This is a genomic window from Methylophilus sp. DMC14, assembly GCF_056314085.1.
Window position 1 is genome coordinate 564162 of the sequence record NZ_JBQUZA010000001.1, and the last position, 16993, is coordinate 581154.

Below are 16993 nucleotides of genomic sequence, written 5' to 3' on the forward strand. Positions count from 1 at the left end.
TCTGAATCAGGCCGTCAGCGACAGCGTCTGTTTAAGTTTATCTGCATCGTAATCAGCCGTGATCACGGCTTTGCCTATCGCCTGTTGCAGAATCAGGCGAATGCGGCCATCGGCCACTTTCTTGTCAAGTTGCATCAAACGCAAATACTCATCCGCGCCCAAATCAGGGGCAGTCACCGGCAAGCTGGCAGCGTGCATGATGGTTTTGATACGCGCGACTTGTGCCGCATCCAGCCAGCCCATGCGTTGCGACAAGTCAGCCGCCATCACGGTACCCGCCGCCACTGCCTCGCCATGCAGCCAGACACCGTAACCCATGGCATTTTCGATGGCATGACCAAACGTATGGCCCAGATTGAGCAAGGCGCGCTCGCCTTGCTCATGCTCATCAGCAGCCACCACTTCGGCCTTGTTCTGACATGAACGGTAAATGGCATAGCTGGCTAAGGCATGATCCAGCGCCATCAGGGCGGACATATTGGTTTCCAGCCAATTAAAAAAATCAGCATCCCGAATCAGCCCGTACTTGATAACCTCAGCCACGCCGGCAGACAACTCGCGTTGCGGCAAGGTTCTCAAGGTATCAATATCCGCCAGTACCAGCTTGGGCTGATAAAACGCGCCTATCATGTTTTTACCGAGCGGATGGTTGATGCCGGTTTTACCACCGACACTGGAGTCCACCTGCGAGAGCAGAGTAGTAGGCACCTGAATAAACGGCACGCCGCGCAAATAGGTTGCCGCAGCATAGCCGGTCAAATCGCCAATCACCCCCCCACCTAAGGCAATCAGCGTGGTATTCCGCTCGCAGCGGTGTTGCAGCAGATGATCATAAATCGTTTGCAAGGTCTCATTATTTTTATAGGCCTCGCCATCCGGCAAAATGATTTCAATCACGCTCACGCCTGCCTCTCGCAGCGGCTGGGCAATGCTCTGCATATACAAAGGCGCGACCGTTGTATTGCTGACAATCGCCACCTGCTTACGCTTGAGGTGGGGCAAAATCAGGTCAACCTGATGTAACAGGCCATTCCCAATATGAATAGGATAGCTACGGTCAGCCAGGCTGACGGTTAAGGTTTGCATGACGGCTCCAACGCTTTCAGGGCGCTCTCAATTTTTTGGATAATCACTGCGACTGGCTGATGGCCGGTATCGACGATCAGATGAGCAGTCTCGGTATAGAGTGGATTGCGGGCATGGAACAATTGTTCCAATTTGGCTTTGACATCGACATTTTGTAGCAGCGGTCGGTTTTTATCGTTGCGCGTACGCAAATACAGCTCATTCACATTTGCACGCAAATAGATCACATAGCCATATTTTTTGAGAATTTCGCGGTTTTCCGGGGCGATGATGGCACCGCCCCCTGTGGCCAGCACGATATTCTCCTGCAGCGCAAACTCTTCTAGCGTGGCGGTCTCGCGCTTGCGGAAGCCAGCTTCGCCTTCCAGCTCGAAGATGGTCGGGATTTTAACGCCTGTGCGCTGCTCAATGACATGATCCGTGTCGTAGAAGGTCTTGCCCAGACTTTTGGCAATCAATTTGCCAACCGTAGTCTTGCCTGCCCCCATCAACCCGATCAAAAAAATGTTATTTGGTATTTGCGTACCCATAAAAATGCCCAACTGTTCAGTTGGGCATTTTAAGGCAAAGCCTGTCTGCTGTCAGTAATCGTTCAGCAAGCCATGCAATGATCAGTTCAAGGCCAGCGTTTCGTCCATGACTTTAGGCGTGATAAAGATCAGCAACTCCGTTTTATCTTCCTGCTTACTGTTACGTTTGAAAGCATAACCCACCACAGGCAAGTCACCAAAGAACGGCACTTTGTCAGTGGACTTGCGTGACACCTGCTCGTAAATCCCACCCAGCACCACGGTCTCGCCGTTACCCACTAACACTTGCGTTTGTACATTTTGCGTATTGATCGCGACACCACCAGGAGTATCTTCACCTTTACTATCCTTACGCACATCAAGATCCATAATAATTTTATGGTCTGGTGTAATTTGTGGCGTCACCTCCAGGCTCAACTCGGCCTTTTTAAAACTGACCGCTGTCGCGCCACTACTGGTCGCAGTTTGGTATGGAATCTCCACGCCTTGTGCAATACGGGCTTTTTGCTGATTGGCAGTGGTCACGCGCGGACTTGAAATGACTTTGCCTCGTGCGTCGGCTTCCAGTGCAGACAACTCCAGATTCAGTAGCAAGTTAGCCGAAAGCTTGAGCAAACTGAGCGCGACGCCTCCGTAAGCATTAGCGACAGGCAAATTTGACATTAAATCAGGCTGACCGTTCGAGCTTACTAAGTATGCGTTAGGGTCAACCTTTCCAGTGCCAAATGTTTTATCGAGACCCGTCACAGCCTGAACAGTACCTGCCTGATTACCCATAGTATATCCACCCGTCGAACTGACAGCAGTCACTTTATTTCCCAGTGACCCTCCCACTGAAAGCGCAGTATTGCTACCTGGCGTACCGGTTTGCGTAATCCCAAACCTTGCGCCCAACGCTTTAGAGAAGGTATTTGAGGCAATCACCATACGTGATTCAATCATCACCTGCTTCACAGGCACATCCACCTTGTTGATGATAGCCTGCACCTCGTCAAGCTTTCTCGGCGTATCCTGTACAAATATCGTGTTTGTCCTGGCATCAAAGGTCACACTCCCACGTTGAGACAAGATACGGTTCATCCGTCCACCTGAAGAGCTGCCAGCGCCACCACTCATGGACAGGCTGGAGCCACCACTGCTTCCGGTATTGCCTGTGCCACCCCCCAGCAGCATATTCCTGAAATCCATGGCTTTTTGATATTTGAGCGAAAAGACTTCTGTACGTAATGCTTCCAGTGTCTCGCGCTCGGCTTCTGCGGTCAGTTGTGCTTTCTCTTTCGCGGCAAACTCCTCGGCTGGCGCAATCGAGATCACGCTGCCATTGACGCGCATGTCCAAGCCTTTGCTTTTCATGATCACATCCAGCGCCTGATCCCAGGGAACATCTTTCAGACCGATGGTCACGCTGCCCGAAACCGCATCGCTGACCACAATATTTTTACCGGTGAAGTCAGCGATCACTTTCAACACATCCCTGACATCAACACGCTGGAAGTTAAGCGATAACTTCTCCCCTGCATAGCCCTGCTTGGAGCCTTGAATCAGCTTGTTCGGGTCTTTTGCCAGCGGACGGATATCCACCACCAACCGTTTATCGGTCTGGTAAGCCGACTGCTCCCAATCGCCTTGCGGTTCAATCACGATTTGCGCTTGATGCGCGTGACGTAATGCATCCACATACAACACCGGGGTATTAAAGTTAATCACATTTAAACGGCGTTGCAGCGCTTCAGGCAACTCGGTATCGGCGAAGTCAATCACCACGGTTTTACCGGCATTACGTACATTCACGCCCACCCGGCTATCCGACAAATCAACCAGTATCCGGCCTTCACCATTTCTGCCACGCACAAAATCAATGTGCTCAATTTTATGTGCTGCACCCGACGCTTGCTCCGAAAAGCGTTTCGCTGCAGCCGCAGCGACTGGCACCTCCTGAGCCTCCTGAATCAACCCGACCATCAGGGATGCGCCCTGCAATTGCAATTGGTGCTGTACGGATTTGGTTAAATTCAACACCACACGACTACGGTCATTGCTTTGCGCAATCTGTACCGATTTCAACACCCCCTGATTGATCGGAATCACATTTTTCCCTGTCGCATTGATGGCATTCGGCAGATCAAAAACCACTCTGGGCGGATTACTTAACGTGAAGCTAACAGGCGCGCTTGCCAATGGTTGCGACAACTGCAACTGCACATTCAGCTTGGCACCGGGTTGCAAGGTAGCTTCCACGGCCTGCAGCTGGTTTTTTCCGTCTGTTGGTTCTGCTGCCACAAAACCAATCTGGGCAGCCATAGCGATCAGCAATGCCAATCGGATAATATGATTAGGAAATATTTTCATCATTGATGTTCCTGCAGTTCCAACGTTGTCATTTGCTCAGACCATTCACCGCTAACCGGGTCTTGAATCGTCTCTTTTACCTTCAGTTCATATTTCAGGCTTTGCGGGTTCTCACCCAAAGCCGTGACCACACCAAACCGCTCTCCCAAATGAGACCCCGGCCTGACCTGGTAAATAAGGTTATCCGGCGTTTGGATGGTGGCAAACATAATGCTTTTCTTGCTCATCACGCCGACAAACTTCAGACTTTCGAGCGGATACGCTTCCAGCGGCTCTTTAGGCCGTTTCAGGTCAGGCTGATTCGTGTTGTGTACCGCGGCCTTGCGGGGCACAAACGGATCCTGCAACACACCGTCTGCGTTGTATTGTTTGGGCGCAAACCCTTGTACCTGTGGCAATGCCTCTATCGGCGCCACCATGGTCTGGTTTGCTTCATTCATAAACTGGGTGAGATCATCCTCCTGTGTACTGCCGCATGCGGTCAGCAGGAGCACCAATCCAACCGGGATCCATTGCAGATTGATCGTCATTTTTTAGCCGCCTTGCTTTCCAGCGCCTTACGCGCCGCCACTTCCTCGGCATCGAGATAGCGATATGTTTTGGCAACGGCCTCCATCACCAGCATGTCTTTATGTGGCTGCTTGTCATCTTTGCCTGCAGGCTGAATATGCAAATTATGCAAGGTCACGATGCGTGACAGCTTGGCAACCTCTGTCACAAAGGCGCCCAGATCATGGTAATGCCCCAACACCTTGATATTGATGGGCTTCTCGGCATAAAACTCGGCAAATATTTCAGGCAAAGGCACAAAGCCTTCAAATGAAAGCCCCTGGCTTAATCCGGCCTGATTGATATCGGTCAGCAAGCCATCCATTTCGGATTTATCCGGCAATTGTTTCAACAGCGTGCCAAAGGTATGCTGAATCTCGACCACCTGTTGCTCATAGGCATTCATTCTCAAGGCCTGGACTTTCTTGGCCAGGTATTCATCACGCAGCCCCTGCTCTTTTTCCTTTTCTGCTTTTAATTCCTTGAGATTGGGATTGAGCAGAAACAAGTAGCCAAGTAACAGCAAGGCAGCAGCGAGTATCGCCAGCAATGCCGCCTTCATTGGCACCGGCAAGTTACCGGCATTTTTTAAATCAATATTGTTAAAGTCAGACAATTGCATACGAGGTCATCCTTTAGCCGGCACCGGGGTTTGCTTGTCCGCCGCAGGGGCAGCATCCCGCTTCAAGGTCACGCGCAAGACAAACTCATACTCCTTGATTGCTTGTGCGTTGGTGATGGCTTTGATTTCAACCAGATTAGGGCTGTGCATAATGGTTGAGCTAGCCAGGTTATGCACCAGCGTCGCCACTCGGGCATTGGTATCGGCCACACCTTTGAGCTCAATTTCATCCTCAAGCTGTTTTACGCTCTTGAGATAGACACCTTCGGGTTGTTGTCTGGCCAATTCATCCAAAATCAGCACCGCCTGGTTACGGTCACTTTGCAAGCCCTCAACAATCTGCTTGCGCTCCAAAACATGCTTGATCTGATCCTTCAGTTTGCCAATATTGGCAATTTCGGTATCCAATCTTGCCATTTCGTCTTGCAGCCGCTGATTCCGTGCTTGCTGCGCCTGGATTTTGCTGTGGATATAGCTCCAGCTCACAAATAAAATGGCTGCGGCCGCGACGGCCACCAATGCCGCCATCAAGCCAAACTCACGTTGACGCTCGGCACGCCGGATCTGACGATGCGGCAGCAAATTGACTTTAATCATGCGTCCACCCCGCGTAACGCTAGACCACAGGCAATCATGAGGGCTGGGGCATCTGTCTCAAGCTGGGAAGGTTTAATCTTGCTGGCCAGCGCCATGCCCTGAAAAGCATTCGCCACCAAGCTATGCACGCCGGTTTTTTCTTCAATGAGTGCCGCCAAGCCATCGGTTGCCGCCACGCCACCAGCCAACAACAGATGATCAACTTTGTTGTATTGGGTGGAGTTAGTGAAAAATGAAACGGCTCTGGCAGCCTCAGCCGCCAGGTTTTGTAAAAACGGCTGCAACACTTCCTGCGCATAAGAAGCTGGCAATCCGCCTTGACGCTTGGCGATTTCGCTTTCTTCAGGCGACAAGCCAAACCGGCGCTGAATCTCTTGCGACAAGGTCGCCCCACCAAAGGCTTGCTCTCGTGCATAGACGGAGTGTGTGCCTACCATCACATTGATATGGGTCACAAAGGCACCGATATCCAGAATCATGGTCACGGTTTTTTTACTGTGATCAGGCAAATGTCTCAAAATCTGACGGTAAGCCGTTTCTGTCGCATAGGCCTCAACATCCATGATCTGCACCTTGAGCCCGGCTTCTTCAGCCACGGCCACCCGGTCATCGATTTTTTCTTTCTTGGCCGCCACAATCAGCACCTCCACTTCATCGGTGCTTTTCCCCATCGGGCCCAAGATCTGAAAGTCCAGATTCATTTCGTCGAGCGGGAACGGGATGTACTGATTTGCCTCAGACTCGACTTGCAGCTCCATGTCTTCTTCGCGCAATCCGGCAGGCATAATCACGCGCTTGGAAATCACCGCCGCAGTTGGCAGGGCCAAGACTACCTGACGCGCACGCGAACCCAGCAATCGCCAAGCGGCACGCATGCTCTCAGCCACCTGGGTGAGATCATTGATATTGCCGTCACTGATTGCGCCTTTAGGCAACGTGACATTGGCATAGCCATCCAGCCGGAATTGCTGCTTGCCAATGGCACTGAGCTCCACCATCTTGACGGCGGTTGCACTGACATCCACACCAATAAAACTGGTTTTTTTGCGCTGTAAAAAGCCCAGACTCAACGGTATTGCCCTTCATAAATAGTTACATGCCCGACTTGCTATGCATCATCCATGCCAACTCATGCATTCGAGTGGGTAAACAATGGCTTACATGTATTTTTGCGAGTCAGGGAAATCCTGATTATTTGCATGATTCCATAATTAACTGCCTATGAATCAGCAAAAAAAGATTACAATTCATAGGTAATTCTCTCGATGGCAGCAAGACGCATGAATTCAAGACCCTGGTTGCAGTCCCTTCTTTTCCTCTTCATTACTGGCAGTTTGATCGTCGCAGCCTTGCTGGTATTGATGATCAGCATCCTCTATCCTTCCCTGCCTTCGATTGATGCACTGACGGATTACCACCCCAAATTGCCCCTGCGGGTCTATGACGCCGATGGCGGCTTGATGGCTGAATTTGGTCAGGAGCGCCGCGCATTTGTACCGATTGAACAAACGCCCAAAGTCATGAAAGACGCCATTCTGGCGATTGAAGACCGTCGCTTTTACCAGCACAACGGCATTGATACCACAGGCATTTTGCGGGCGATTCGTAACAACCTGACCGGACGCGGGCACGAAGGCGCCAGCACCATCACCATGCAGGTGGCTAAAAACTTTTTCAGCAATCCAGATACGCCACGCAATCTATGGACCAAGATTAAAGAGGCCTTGCTGGCGATCAAAATTGAACATGCCATTAGCAAAGACAAGATTCTGGAGCTCTATCTCAACCAGATTTATCTGGGCGAACGGGCGTATGGTTTTGCGACCGCCGCCAAAACCTACTATGACAAAGACTTGAAACAACTGAACCTGGCCGAAGCCGCGTTACTGGCAGGCTTGCCCAAAGCGCCGAGCAAATACGACCCCTACATTCATCCTGACTACGCCATCAACCGTCAGCATGAAGTACTCCGCGACATGCACCGCTATGGCATGATCTCTGATCAAGCCTATCAAGAAGCATTAAAAGCACCGCTTAAATTCCAGTCATCCAGACGCCAAATCCAGGCACTGGGCGGGGAATACGTGGCCGAGATCGTCAGGGCAAGCTTGTATAAACGCTATGGTGAGAAGGCTTATACCAGCGGTTTGCGTGTTTACACCACCATCAATAGCAAACACCAGGCTGCCGCCAATACGGCCATGATTCAAGGCATCATCAATTTTGAGTTGCGGCACGGGTTCCGTGGCGCAGAGCAAATGTTGCCATTACCGACAACACTTAGGGCGTCGGAAGCCGCTGATTTATTGCGTGATTTTGTCACTTACAACCAATTTGTGCCCGCCTTGGTCACCAAGGTCGAACCCAACCTGCTCACTTTGGTCACCAAGCGCGGCCAGGTGCTCAAACTGCAAGACAAATCATTGCTACTGGTCAAAAACCATATGCCGCCCGCCAAACCAACCCCCTTGTCACTCAAGCCGGGCGCGGTCATTCGCGTATATCAAAACGGTGAAGAATGGTCGGTAGTACAACTGCCAGAAGTGGAAAGTGGCTTTATGGCACTCAATCCTGAAACCGGACAGGTACAAGCGCTGATCGGTGGCTTCAGTTTCCAGCGCAACAAATATAACCATGTCACCCAGGGTCGCCGTCAACCCGGCTCCAGCTTTAAACCATTTATCTACTCTGCAGCGCTTGAAAAAGGCTATTCCCCTGCTAGTGTGTTTGAAGATGCCCCGATCAGTTTCACCTCCACCGAGACTGGCAGCAATAGCAGCTGGGAGCCGCGCAACTACGATGAAAAATATGCTGGTCCAATGCGTTTGCGTGAAGCACTGGCGCAATCCAAAAACACCATCTCAATCCGGCTTATGAATGCGATTGGCGCGCGTTATGCCCAAAACTACCTGCGCAAATTTGGCTTTGACCCCAAGGATCACCCGGCCTATCTGTCTACCGCCTTGGGCGCTGGCTCAACCACCGTCTGGCAGCTGACCGCCGCGTATGCCACCTTTGCCAATAGTGGCTATCAGGTGCATCCTTACCTGATCGAAAAGATCACGGACAGCCGCGGCAAGGTGATTCAAGCCGTGCAACCAGGCAAACATGTTTCCGCCGAGCGGGTGATTGACCAGCGCAACGCGTTCATTATTACCACCATGCTACAAGACGTGGTGAGAGATGGGACTGCGCGCGCAGCACTGTCGTTGCGCCGCCCCGACATTGCCGGCAAAACTGGCACCACCAACGACCAGTTTGATGCCTGGTTTGCTGGCTACCACCCAAAAGAGGTGGCCGTCGCGTGGGTGGGTTATGACAACCCGCACAACCTGGGCCGAGGCGAAACCGGTGGCCGCGCAGCTTTACCTATCTGGATACGCTATATGCAGCAAACCCTGTCAGGTCAGCCGATTTATCAATACAAAGTGCCTGAGGGCGTCTTGCAATTGAAAGTAGATGCTTACACCGGTGCGCAGATCAGCGAAGACGATGCGGGCATTTATGAGTATTTTTATGAAGAGCACTTGCCACAATCCAAACCCGAAACACTGCCTGGCTTGTTTGACCCGGAGGGTGAGCATGCGCCCGAAGAGGAAGAGCCCTCCTTTTTGGAGCGCCTGATCGGCGAACACAGTGGCAACAATGAGGATAGAAAACTGCCAGCCAATCCGGCAGCCAAGCTGCTGAGCCCGAATTAGCAATCAATCTACGAAAAGCCTAAAGTATGTTTGATGATTTTACGAGTGACTTGAGGCAAGAAATTGCCCAATCTGCCGCGCGCCTGATGTTTGAAGAAGGCATCAGTGACTATGCGCGCGCCAAACGCAAAGCCATCAAAGCCATGGGCATCACGCAAGATGCCCCCTTGCCGACCAACGGCGAAATTGATGCGGCCTTGCGTGAATATCACGCGCTTTACGCAGATGAAAGCGATGCCGCTCACCTGCTGGAACTGCGGCAGGCCGCGCTGCATACCATGCGGCTATTGCAGAAATTCCAGCCCTACCTGACCGGCGCCGTCATGGAAGGTACCGCCGGGCCCCATGCCGATACCGAAATCCATGTCTTTGCCGAGAGCGCCAAAGAACTGGAAATCTACCTGCTCAACCAGAATATCCCCTACCGCCTAGACGAACAGCACTACCGCATGTCAGACCGTCCGAGCAAACAAAAGCACGAATTGCTACGCAAACGGGTGCCGGTGGTGCTGGTAGAAACCCGGTACGGTACGCAACGCATCAGTATTTTTGAAGCCGACGACCTGCGTACCGCCCCGCGTAAACACGGGGAAAAGGCGGGAATCCACCGGATGACGCTGGCGCAGGTGGAAGCGCTGCTTAAACCAGTCCTGACCGAGTAATTGGATTGCCGCAGCTCTACTGCGCGTGACATCCCTCATTTAACAACTCAACCTGTTTGCAGAGATTCCCGTGCTCTTGCCTGAGTAATGCCTTCAAGTGCTGATCTCTTCACCTCAACTGTATATTGAACGCATCGTCTTCAAGGGGCATTCATCGCCAGCGGACTTCTAGGATGACCAAGCGCAAGCTGCGCGGTTATTGCGCTTGCAAGGTGAAGGAGAACGGGCATTTGAAGAAGGCATCCTCAGCCTGAAAGCTGGAGATTGTTTGAATATTGCCGCTAAACACAGGTTGAAATGGTCCTAGCCAAACAGAGAGACCCTCTGGCTAGCCGTGTTTTATGAAGGATAAGCGTTACTGGCCAGGTTGTTAGGCAGCATAGAAAATCGTTGCGTAGGGAGGCATGCCTGCACAGTAAACAATGCGTGTTTTCTTCTGATAGCCAATCCCATCGCAACAAGAATCTAAAGTGTGCGATCACTTTGATGCTTGTCCTCAGAGAATCCTGAGAAAAACCTGAATAAACGCCTGAGTTTTTCTGATCCAGGCATCCGCACCGCTTCTTAAATCACTCAGCGCACAGATTTGATCAAGTAGCCTCATCTGCCTTGCACGTCATTCGAGGCTACCCTACTGCATGCTAATCTGCGTATACCCCAACACCGTTCCGGTGGCAAAGGTCAGGTCTATCAGTGCAATCTGATAGTCATTAATGGCGCGAATTTCCTTGATTTGCGCCTCGCCTAGCCGGGTCAGGGTTTCCAGCACTTCGGTCATGGTACGCAAGCCTTCATTAAACTGCTTGAGTTCGGCTTCGTAGTTATAGCCGGCGATCATCACCTGCTGGCGTGCCGCGAGGATGCGCTGCCAGTTTTGCTCTAGCTTATCCAGGGCGTCGTGAATTTCGCGTTTGACGGTCAGCGCTTGCAGCGTTTTGTTAGTCAGGCGCTGCATACGCTGGGCAATCGCTTTATCCAGCTTGGCTTTGCGCGCTTCATTGCTCACTGGCATTTCAAACTTCAGGCCCACGGACCAGTCATTGTATTGGCCATTCAGCAAGTCCTGCCCGATATTGCCTGCCCGGTTGGCAGAACTGGACAGGGCGCCGTATTGGTAATCCAGCGTAAACATCGGCAGGGTCTGATTTTGCAGATAATCAATTTGTAATTGATCTGCGCTCAGTTTGAGCTCCTGATCGAGTAGCTCGATGCGGCTATCCAACGCATCTTTGAGCAGTTTTTCACGGTCAAACTCAAACTTGACCAGATTGGGCATGGTAGAAGGTACCCACGGCAAACTAGTCATGCCTTGCTCCGGCAGTTCGTTGAGCAGGAACTGTAACTGGCGCTGGGCCAGCTTGAGGTTGGTTTCGGCAATGATCAGCGCTTCCATGCGATCCGCGACACCAATTTCAGCACGGTTGACTTCAATCGCGGCGGTGAGCCCCTCCTGCACGCGGCGTTTGACCATGGCCAGATTTTGGCTGGCATATTCGTACTGGTTGCGGCGCACATCCAGGGCCGCCCAAGCCTCGTATAAATCCCAGTAAGCTTTATCCACCATGGTGACTATGCGGATGCTTTGCAAACGCGTTCTGAGCTGGGCGCTATCCTGATCAAGTGCTGCAATGCGGATGCTGGCCTCGTTCACCTGTCGCCCGGCATTACGCAACAACGGCTGGCTAAAGGAGAAGCGCAAAGCACTGCGGTATTGGTCACTGGCCAGACTGCCCTTGCTCTGGTAGTTTTCCAGTGGCGCACTCAGGGTAACGCTACCACCCGTTCTTAACGGCACTTTGATGCCCGTTTCCAACTCCCAGAATTCCTTGTTTTGTGCGGCCGGATTCAGTTTAACCAGCTCGCTATCCAGCGCCGGATTATCCGACTTGAAAATCACTTTGTCGCCCGCCATCGCAGGCAAGTCTTTCTGGCCATATTTGGCGTAGGCAAAAATGAGCTGGTCAAATTTGGCCTGCTCTTCACGCAACGATTGCGCGGCAATGGTCGGGTCGATTTTGGCCACTTGCAGATTAAGATTGTTTTGCAACGCCTTCTGCCGCACATCCGCAATACTCAGTTGCGGCCCTTGCTTGGGTGCATTGCTGAGCATATTTGCAGTTTCTGGCGAGTCAAACGGTTGCAGCGCACTTTTCAGGTCTATCACTACCGGCTTATTGCGTTGCTGCTGCTGTTGTTTGACCGCATCATGCAGCGGCACACCCTTGCCCTTGGCATATGGCTCCAGGCCGCGGCCTTCTGTGTTCTGCAATCGCTGGCGCGCCCGGCTGTCACTCAATGACTCATCTGCACCGACCATTGTGGCCAATAGCATGCTGGCCAGACCAAACAGCCTGGTCAAAACCGGTATTTGCACACCACGCTTCATTTGCTTGCCCCAACGCCAGCAGGCAGATTGAGCGGTGTTGGCTCATGCGGGATTCTGGGCGGGAAGCCATTGAGCAGACGCCACAATTCATAGCCTATCGTCACTTTCTCCAACAATACCCAACCCTTGGCACTGATACCCTGACGCAAAAAGCGGGCTTCTGGCCATTGCGGCGTGCCTTCTTTATGGATCACCATGATACGGAAATGCCCGGTGCCATTGTCAGTCGGGTCGACGAAAGCAATTTTGCCCTCAAAAGTGCCCACACCGACTTGCGCCCAGCCAGGCACCTGAATCGCAGGCCACCCCTCAAATTCGAGACGCACAACACTGTCACGAGTAATCAGTGGCGCATCGCGGCCATCAACCCATAACTCCACGGCACGCTGAGAGGTATGTGGCACAATAATCAGCAAGGGATCACCTTGCTTGATTATCTGGGATTGTGAATTGACCGGTAAACGGAAAATCGTGCCATCGCGGGGCGCGATGATTTTCTGCATGTTTTGCCGCGCCAGTGAAATCTCGGAGCTGTGCAGGCTATTTTCAGCATCTGAGACCTCGCCTTTGATTTTGTTGATATTGGCCGTCACCGAATCCAGATATGCTTGCGTATCGGCACGCACCTGGCGGATTTCTGCTTGTGCCGACTGCGCCTCGGCCATGGCCGATTGCAGTTGTGCCTGCACACTATTTAGGTTACGGCTGGCAATCGTATGGTCACGCTCAGCCACTTCTGTGTCTCGCTTGGAAACCAGGCCATCGCCCAGTAGGCGTTGCATACGCTTGACCTGCATCGTGGCAGCATCCAGCGTCGCTTGAGCAGAGTTCACCGCTTCACGTGCACTGAGAATTTTTTGGTTAGCGACATCCAACTTGTATTGGGCGGCGGTGATTTTGGCATCGCGGCCGGCGGCCAGGTTGTCACGCTGCACCGAGTAAGCTGATAACTCGCTTTGCTTGGAAGCGAGTTTGTCCTCCAGGTTATCGCGCTGCGCTTGCAGGCGCTGCCTGAAGTTAGGATCAGTATCGCTGATTTCCAGCAATACATCGCCTTGCTTCACTTGCGAGCCTTCTTGCACATACCAGTGCTGGATGAGCCCGCTCACGGGGGCATCGACGGTTTGCACCCGCTCGGAAGGAGAATAGGCCGTGACCTTGCCCAGCGCGGTCACGTTTTGTTGCCATGGCAGAGGCAAAAAAGCAAGGGGCAGCACAACGAGCAGCCAGGCCATCCGTTTGATCCAAACCCTTAAATGCTCAGGGGTTTGTACGCTTTGTGTCAGCATACTTTCAACCGTATTACTCATGCTGACCTCCTGCCACGTCTGTCGCCGCTTGGCTTTGCAGATGAATGACTTGCTTGCATTGCTGGGCGATATGCTGATATCGCGTGGTGATCAACACCATCCAGTCCTGCTGGTGACGTTTAAGCAACATCAGCACCTGATTCAGCTCATGTTGCGCCAGTTGATCCAGCAGGCCATCAATGATTAATACATCCGGTTGACCCAGCATCGCACGCACAAGCATTAACCGTTGTAACTGTGTATGCGTCATCGGTGCGCCAAAGTCAGTCAACACCGTTTCTACCCCATTGGGCAGCTTGCTGATTTCTTGCCACAACCCAAGCACCTGCAGTAACTCGATCACCTGATCAAGTGTCACCTCTGGCCGTTGCAACCTCAGATTATCCAGAATAGAGCCATGCTGCCACTCGACTTTGTTCGCCACGCCAATCCGGTCACGCAAATGTGACAGGTCAAGCTGACGCACATCAATATCGTTGTAGCTGACATGTCCTTGCAGCGGCTGCCTCATACCGGTGATCAGCTCCAGCAACGTCGTTTTACCGCTGCCTAAGCCACCGATTAACGCCAGGCTCTCACCACGTTGCAAGTGAAAACTCAGGTTGCTGACCAAAGCGGCTTGATCCGCGTGTTGAAAAGTCAGCTGATGCACCTTCAGGGTAGTGTAGCCTTCCTGACCTGACTGATGCTCCCCAGAGCGCTCTACAGGCAAGGTTTCCAGCACACCAAGTTTATCGACCGCCGCAAGCAGATCATAGAAATACTCCAGCTTGGTCACAAATCGCACAAACGCAGAAAGCACCCCAAAAATAATCAGCTCTGCGGCAACAAACTGGCCCAGATTGATCTGGCCTTTAATCACCAGTGTCCCGCCTAATATCAGCATGCCCGTACCAATCAACGCATAGAGGCCCACCGCGCCTATCAGTTGCATCATGAGTACTTTAAAGTGCTTGGTCCTGACTTGCAGATAGCCGTCTGCAAGCTGCGCGGTATTCGCCGTGTTGCGCTGAGTCGCACCGTAAAACTTTGAGAGCCATTTATTGCGGGCAATGGTTTCCAACCAGGCCGCCATTTCATATTTGGCTTTAGACTCTTTGATCGATGTCTCTTCGGCCTGTTTACCCAGGCCAAAAATAATCACCCACAACACAATCAGCATGAGGATGACCAAAATGCCAAAATACAGACTATAAAAAAGCAGCACAATGCTGCCGATGATGCCTTGCAACAAGGCGGTCAAGCCAACCGTGAGCAAAGTCGCCATCGATTTCTGCACGGTTTGAATATCAAAATAACGATTCACCAGTTCTACCGGATTGAATTTGTCATACACAGAAATATGAATTTGCCCGGTATTTTGCGCAATCTGTAAGCTATACCGTACAAAAAGCCGTCGTTGAATCATCTCAACCAGAAAACTCTCAATGGCATAAATCGCACCAGACAACGCCAGCAAACAAAACAGGATAAAGCCCACTACGTACAGCGGCTGCAATACACCGCCCATGGTGACGATATTCACCATCGCCTGCACGGCAACAGGGGTCGCGATACCCAGCACACCATAAGCTGCAGTTAAATAAAACAGCAGCAAAATGTCCTGTTTTTCAAATGAGAGTAATTTGACGACTCTTTGAAAAGGGCTGAGAGATGTTGTATGAATGTTTGCCATAATAAGAATTGTTGTTAACTAGGCCCAGTAAATGGATAACAACCGTTTATATTAGTTCCCAAAAAAAAACGGCTCTAACTAGAGCCGTTTCTTTATACCACACAACGATTACAAGCTGTAAGCACGCTCGCCATGTTCGGTCGTGTCCAGACCTTCGCGCTCATATTCTTCACTCACGCGCAGACCGACAACCGCATCTACCACTTTGTAAAGAATGACGCTCACAATACCTGTCCAGATCAAGGTGACCACGACTGCGATGATTTGAGTCGTCACTTGGCCACCCATGGTCACACCTTCTGCGTAACCAACACCACCCAAACCTGGTGACATCAACACGCCAGTGCCCACCGCACCCCAGATACCGGCCAAGCCGTGCACACCGAACACATCCAGTGAGTCATCGTAGCCCAGCGCACCTTTCAGTTTGGTCACGCCCCACAGGCTGACAAAGCTGGCAGTGAAGCCAAGGATGATGGAGCCCATCGGGCCGATAAAGCCGCAAGCAGGCGTAATCGCAACCAAACCAGCGACTGCACCAGAAGCGGCACCCAGCATGCTTGGTTTGCCTCTGAACAACCATTCAGCAAAAATCCAGCCCAGTACAGCAGAACCTGTTGCCAATTGTGTATTGATCAGCACCATACCGGCAATGCCATCAGCAGCCAGTTCACTACCAACGTTAAAGCCAAACCAACCTACCCACAGCAAGGAAGCACCGATCATGGTCATCACCAGGTTGTGCGGAGGCATGGCTTCTTTACCGTAACCAATACGTTTGCCCAACATGATGGCACCAACCAAGGCAGCCACACCAGCGTTGATATGTACGACAGTACCACCAGCAAAGTCTTTGGCACCCAGCTCAGCCAGGTAACCACCGCCCCATACCATGTGTGCGATTGGGATGTAGGCAAAAGTCACCCACAATGCCGTGAACAACAATACAGCAGAGAACTTCATACGCTCAGCAAAACCACCAACGATCAAGGCAGGTGTAATAGCAGCAAATGTCAGCTGGAAGGTCAAAAACACATATTCTGGAATCGTGCCAGACAAACTAGCTGGTGTAATCCCCGCCAGGAATGCCTTGCTTAATCCACCCACAATCATGTTGCCTTCGCTGAAGGCCATGCTGTAACCATACGCAGCCCACAATACAGAGACCATGGAAAAGACCACGAACACTTGCATCAGCACTGACAACATGTTTTTCTGACGCACCAAACCGCCATAGAACAAAGCCAGACCAGGGATCGTCATCAAAATCACCAACACAGTGGCAATAATCATAAACGCGGTATTACCCACATCCAGCGTCGGGGCTGGTGCTGCTTCAGCAGCAGGGGCAGCTTCGGCCGCTGCAGGCGCTTCGGCCGCAGGTGCCGCATCAGTAGAAACGGTTTCTTGCACTGTGATGGTTTCGGTCACAGTTTCTTCTGCATAACTGACTGGGCTTGCCGCCAGACCCATTACGGCGACCAGCGATAATATGGAAAGAATTTTCTTCATAACAGAAGCCCTTT

At 51.8% G+C, this 16993-nt stretch carries 13 protein-coding genes; 2 read left to right on the forward strand and 11 right to left on the reverse strand.

What is annotated here, in order from left to right; genetic code table 11:
* Positions 1-6: 6 nt before the first annotated feature.
* The 7 genes from aroB to ACT53C_RS02850 all read right to left on the reverse strand — a co-directional run bounded on the left by aroB (position 7) and on the right by ACT53C_RS02850 (position 6803).
* Positions 7-1086 carry a 3-dehydroquinate synthase gene (gene aroB, locus ACT53C_RS02820; protein ID WP_476144713.1) on the reverse strand — a complete coding sequence of 360 codons (1080 nt, stop codon included), beginning with the start codon at positions 1084-1086 and terminating at the stop codon, positions 7-9.
* Positions 1074-1616: a shikimate kinase gene (locus tag ACT53C_RS02825; protein WP_476144714.1), complete on the reverse strand. Its 543-nt coding sequence runs from the start codon at positions 1614-1616 to the stop codon at positions 1074-1076. Before ACT53C_RS02825 ends, aroB begins: the two co-directional genes overlap by 13 nt.
* Before the next feature lie 81 nt (positions 1617-1697).
* Positions 1698-3968 (reverse strand): type IV pilus secretin PilQ, encoded by a 2271-nt coding sequence (locus ACT53C_RS02830; protein ID WP_476144716.1) that lies wholly within the window; start codon positions 3966-3968, stop codon positions 1698-1700.
* Positions 3965-4495, reverse strand: a complete 531-nt coding sequence (locus tag ACT53C_RS02835; RefSeq protein ID WP_476144717.1) for a pilus assembly protein PilP — start codon at positions 4493-4495, stop codon at positions 3965-3967. Before ACT53C_RS02835 ends, ACT53C_RS02830 begins: the two co-directional genes overlap by 4 nt.
* Positions 4492-5136 carry a type IV pilus inner membrane component PilO gene (locus ACT53C_RS02840; RefSeq protein WP_476144718.1) on the reverse strand — a complete coding sequence of 215 codons (645 nt, stop codon included), beginning with the start codon at positions 5134-5136 and terminating at the stop codon, positions 4492-4494. Before ACT53C_RS02840 ends, ACT53C_RS02835 begins: the two co-directional genes overlap by 4 nt.
* Before the next feature lie 6 nt (positions 5137-5142).
* Positions 5143-5733, reverse strand: coding sequence for a PilN domain-containing protein (locus tag ACT53C_RS02845; protein WP_476144719.1), 591 nt, complete (start codon positions 5731-5733; stop codon positions 5143-5145).
* Positions 5730-6803 carry a pilus assembly protein PilM gene (locus tag ACT53C_RS02850; protein ID WP_194748992.1) on the reverse strand — a complete coding sequence of 358 codons (1074 nt, stop codon included), beginning with the start codon at positions 6801-6803 and terminating at the stop codon, positions 5730-5732. Before ACT53C_RS02850 ends, ACT53C_RS02845 begins: the two co-directional genes overlap by 4 nt.
* 210 nt (positions 6804-7013) lie before the next feature.
* Between ACT53C_RS02850 and ACT53C_RS02855 the strand changes: the two genes are divergently transcribed.
* Together ACT53C_RS02855 and ACT53C_RS02860 are read left to right on the forward strand one after the other, a co-directional pair.
* Positions 7014-9434, forward strand: coding sequence for a penicillin-binding protein 1A (locus tag ACT53C_RS02855; protein ID WP_476144720.1), 2421 nt, complete (start codon positions 7014-7016; stop codon positions 9432-9434).
* 26 nt (positions 9435-9460) lie between these two features.
* Complete coding sequence (locus tag ACT53C_RS02860) at positions 9461-10096, forward strand: hypothetical protein (RefSeq protein ID WP_275357971.1); 636 nt, start codon at positions 9461-9463, stop codon at positions 10094-10096.
* Between the two features lie 631 nt (positions 10097-10727).
* On the opposite strand, the gene ACT53C_RS02865 is transcribed toward ACT53C_RS02860, so the two are convergent.
* From ACT53C_RS02865 to ACT53C_RS02880, 4 genes are all read right to left on the reverse strand, one after another.
* A complete protein-coding gene (locus tag ACT53C_RS02865; RefSeq protein WP_476144721.1) occupies positions 10728-12470 on the reverse strand; it encodes a TolC family protein in 1743 nt (580 codons plus the stop codon).
* Positions 12471-12478: 8 nt separating this feature from the next.
* Positions 12479-13792, reverse strand: coding sequence for an HlyD family secretion protein (locus tag ACT53C_RS02870; RefSeq protein ID WP_476144722.1), 1314 nt, complete (start codon positions 13790-13792; stop codon positions 12479-12481).
* Positions 13785-15467 carry a peptidase domain-containing ABC transporter gene (locus tag ACT53C_RS02875; RefSeq protein WP_476144723.1) on the reverse strand — a complete coding sequence of 561 codons (1683 nt, stop codon included), beginning with the start codon at positions 15465-15467 and terminating at the stop codon, positions 13785-13787. The genes ACT53C_RS02870 and ACT53C_RS02875 overlap by 8 nt, the downstream gene beginning before the upstream one ends.
* A 108-nt stretch (positions 15468-15575) precedes the next feature.
* Positions 15576-16979, reverse strand: coding sequence for an ammonium transporter (locus ACT53C_RS02880; RefSeq protein WP_476144724.1), 1404 nt, complete (start codon positions 16977-16979; stop codon positions 15576-15578).
* Positions 16980-16993 lie beyond the last annotated feature (14 nt).

Coding starts and splice junctions, on each gene's coding strand:
- aroB (WP_476144713.1), bottom strand. CDS start 1,086: ATGCAAACCTTAACCGTCAGCCTGGCTGACCGTAGCTATCCTATTCAT.
- ACT53C_RS02825 (WP_476144714.1), bottom strand. CDS start 1,616: ATGGGTACGCAAATACCAAATAACATTTTTTTGATCGGGTTGATGGGG.
- ACT53C_RS02830 (WP_476144716.1), bottom strand. CDS start 3,968: ATGATGAAAATATTTCCTAATCATATTATCCGATTGGCATTGCTGATC.
- ACT53C_RS02835 (WP_476144717.1), bottom strand. CDS start 4,495: ATGACGATCAATCTGCAATGGATCCCGGTTGGATTGGTGCTCCTGCTG.
- ACT53C_RS02840 (WP_476144718.1), bottom strand. CDS start 5,136: ATGCAATTGTCTGACTTTAACAATATTGATTTAAAAAATGCCGGTAAC.
- ACT53C_RS02845 (WP_476144719.1), bottom strand. CDS start 5,733: ATGATTAAAGTCAATTTGCTGCCGCATCGTCAGATCCGGCGTGCCGAG.
- ACT53C_RS02855 (WP_476144720.1), top strand. CDS start 7,014: ATGAATTCAAGACCCTGGTTGCAGTCCCTTCTTTTCCTCTTCATTACT.
- ACT53C_RS02860 (WP_275357971.1), top strand. CDS start 9,461: ATGTTTGATGATTTTACGAGTGACTTGAGGCAAGAAATTGCCCAATCT.
- ACT53C_RS02870 (WP_476144722.1), bottom strand. CDS start 13,792: ATGAGTAATACGGTTGAAAGTATGCTGACACAAAGCGTACAAACCCCT.
- ACT53C_RS02875 (WP_476144723.1), bottom strand. CDS start 15,467: ATGGCAAACATTCATACAACATCTCTCAGCCCTTTTCAAAGAGTCGTC.
- ACT53C_RS02880 (WP_476144724.1), bottom strand. CDS start 16,979: ATGAAGAAAATTCTTTCCATATTATCGCTGGTCGCCGTAATGGGTCTG.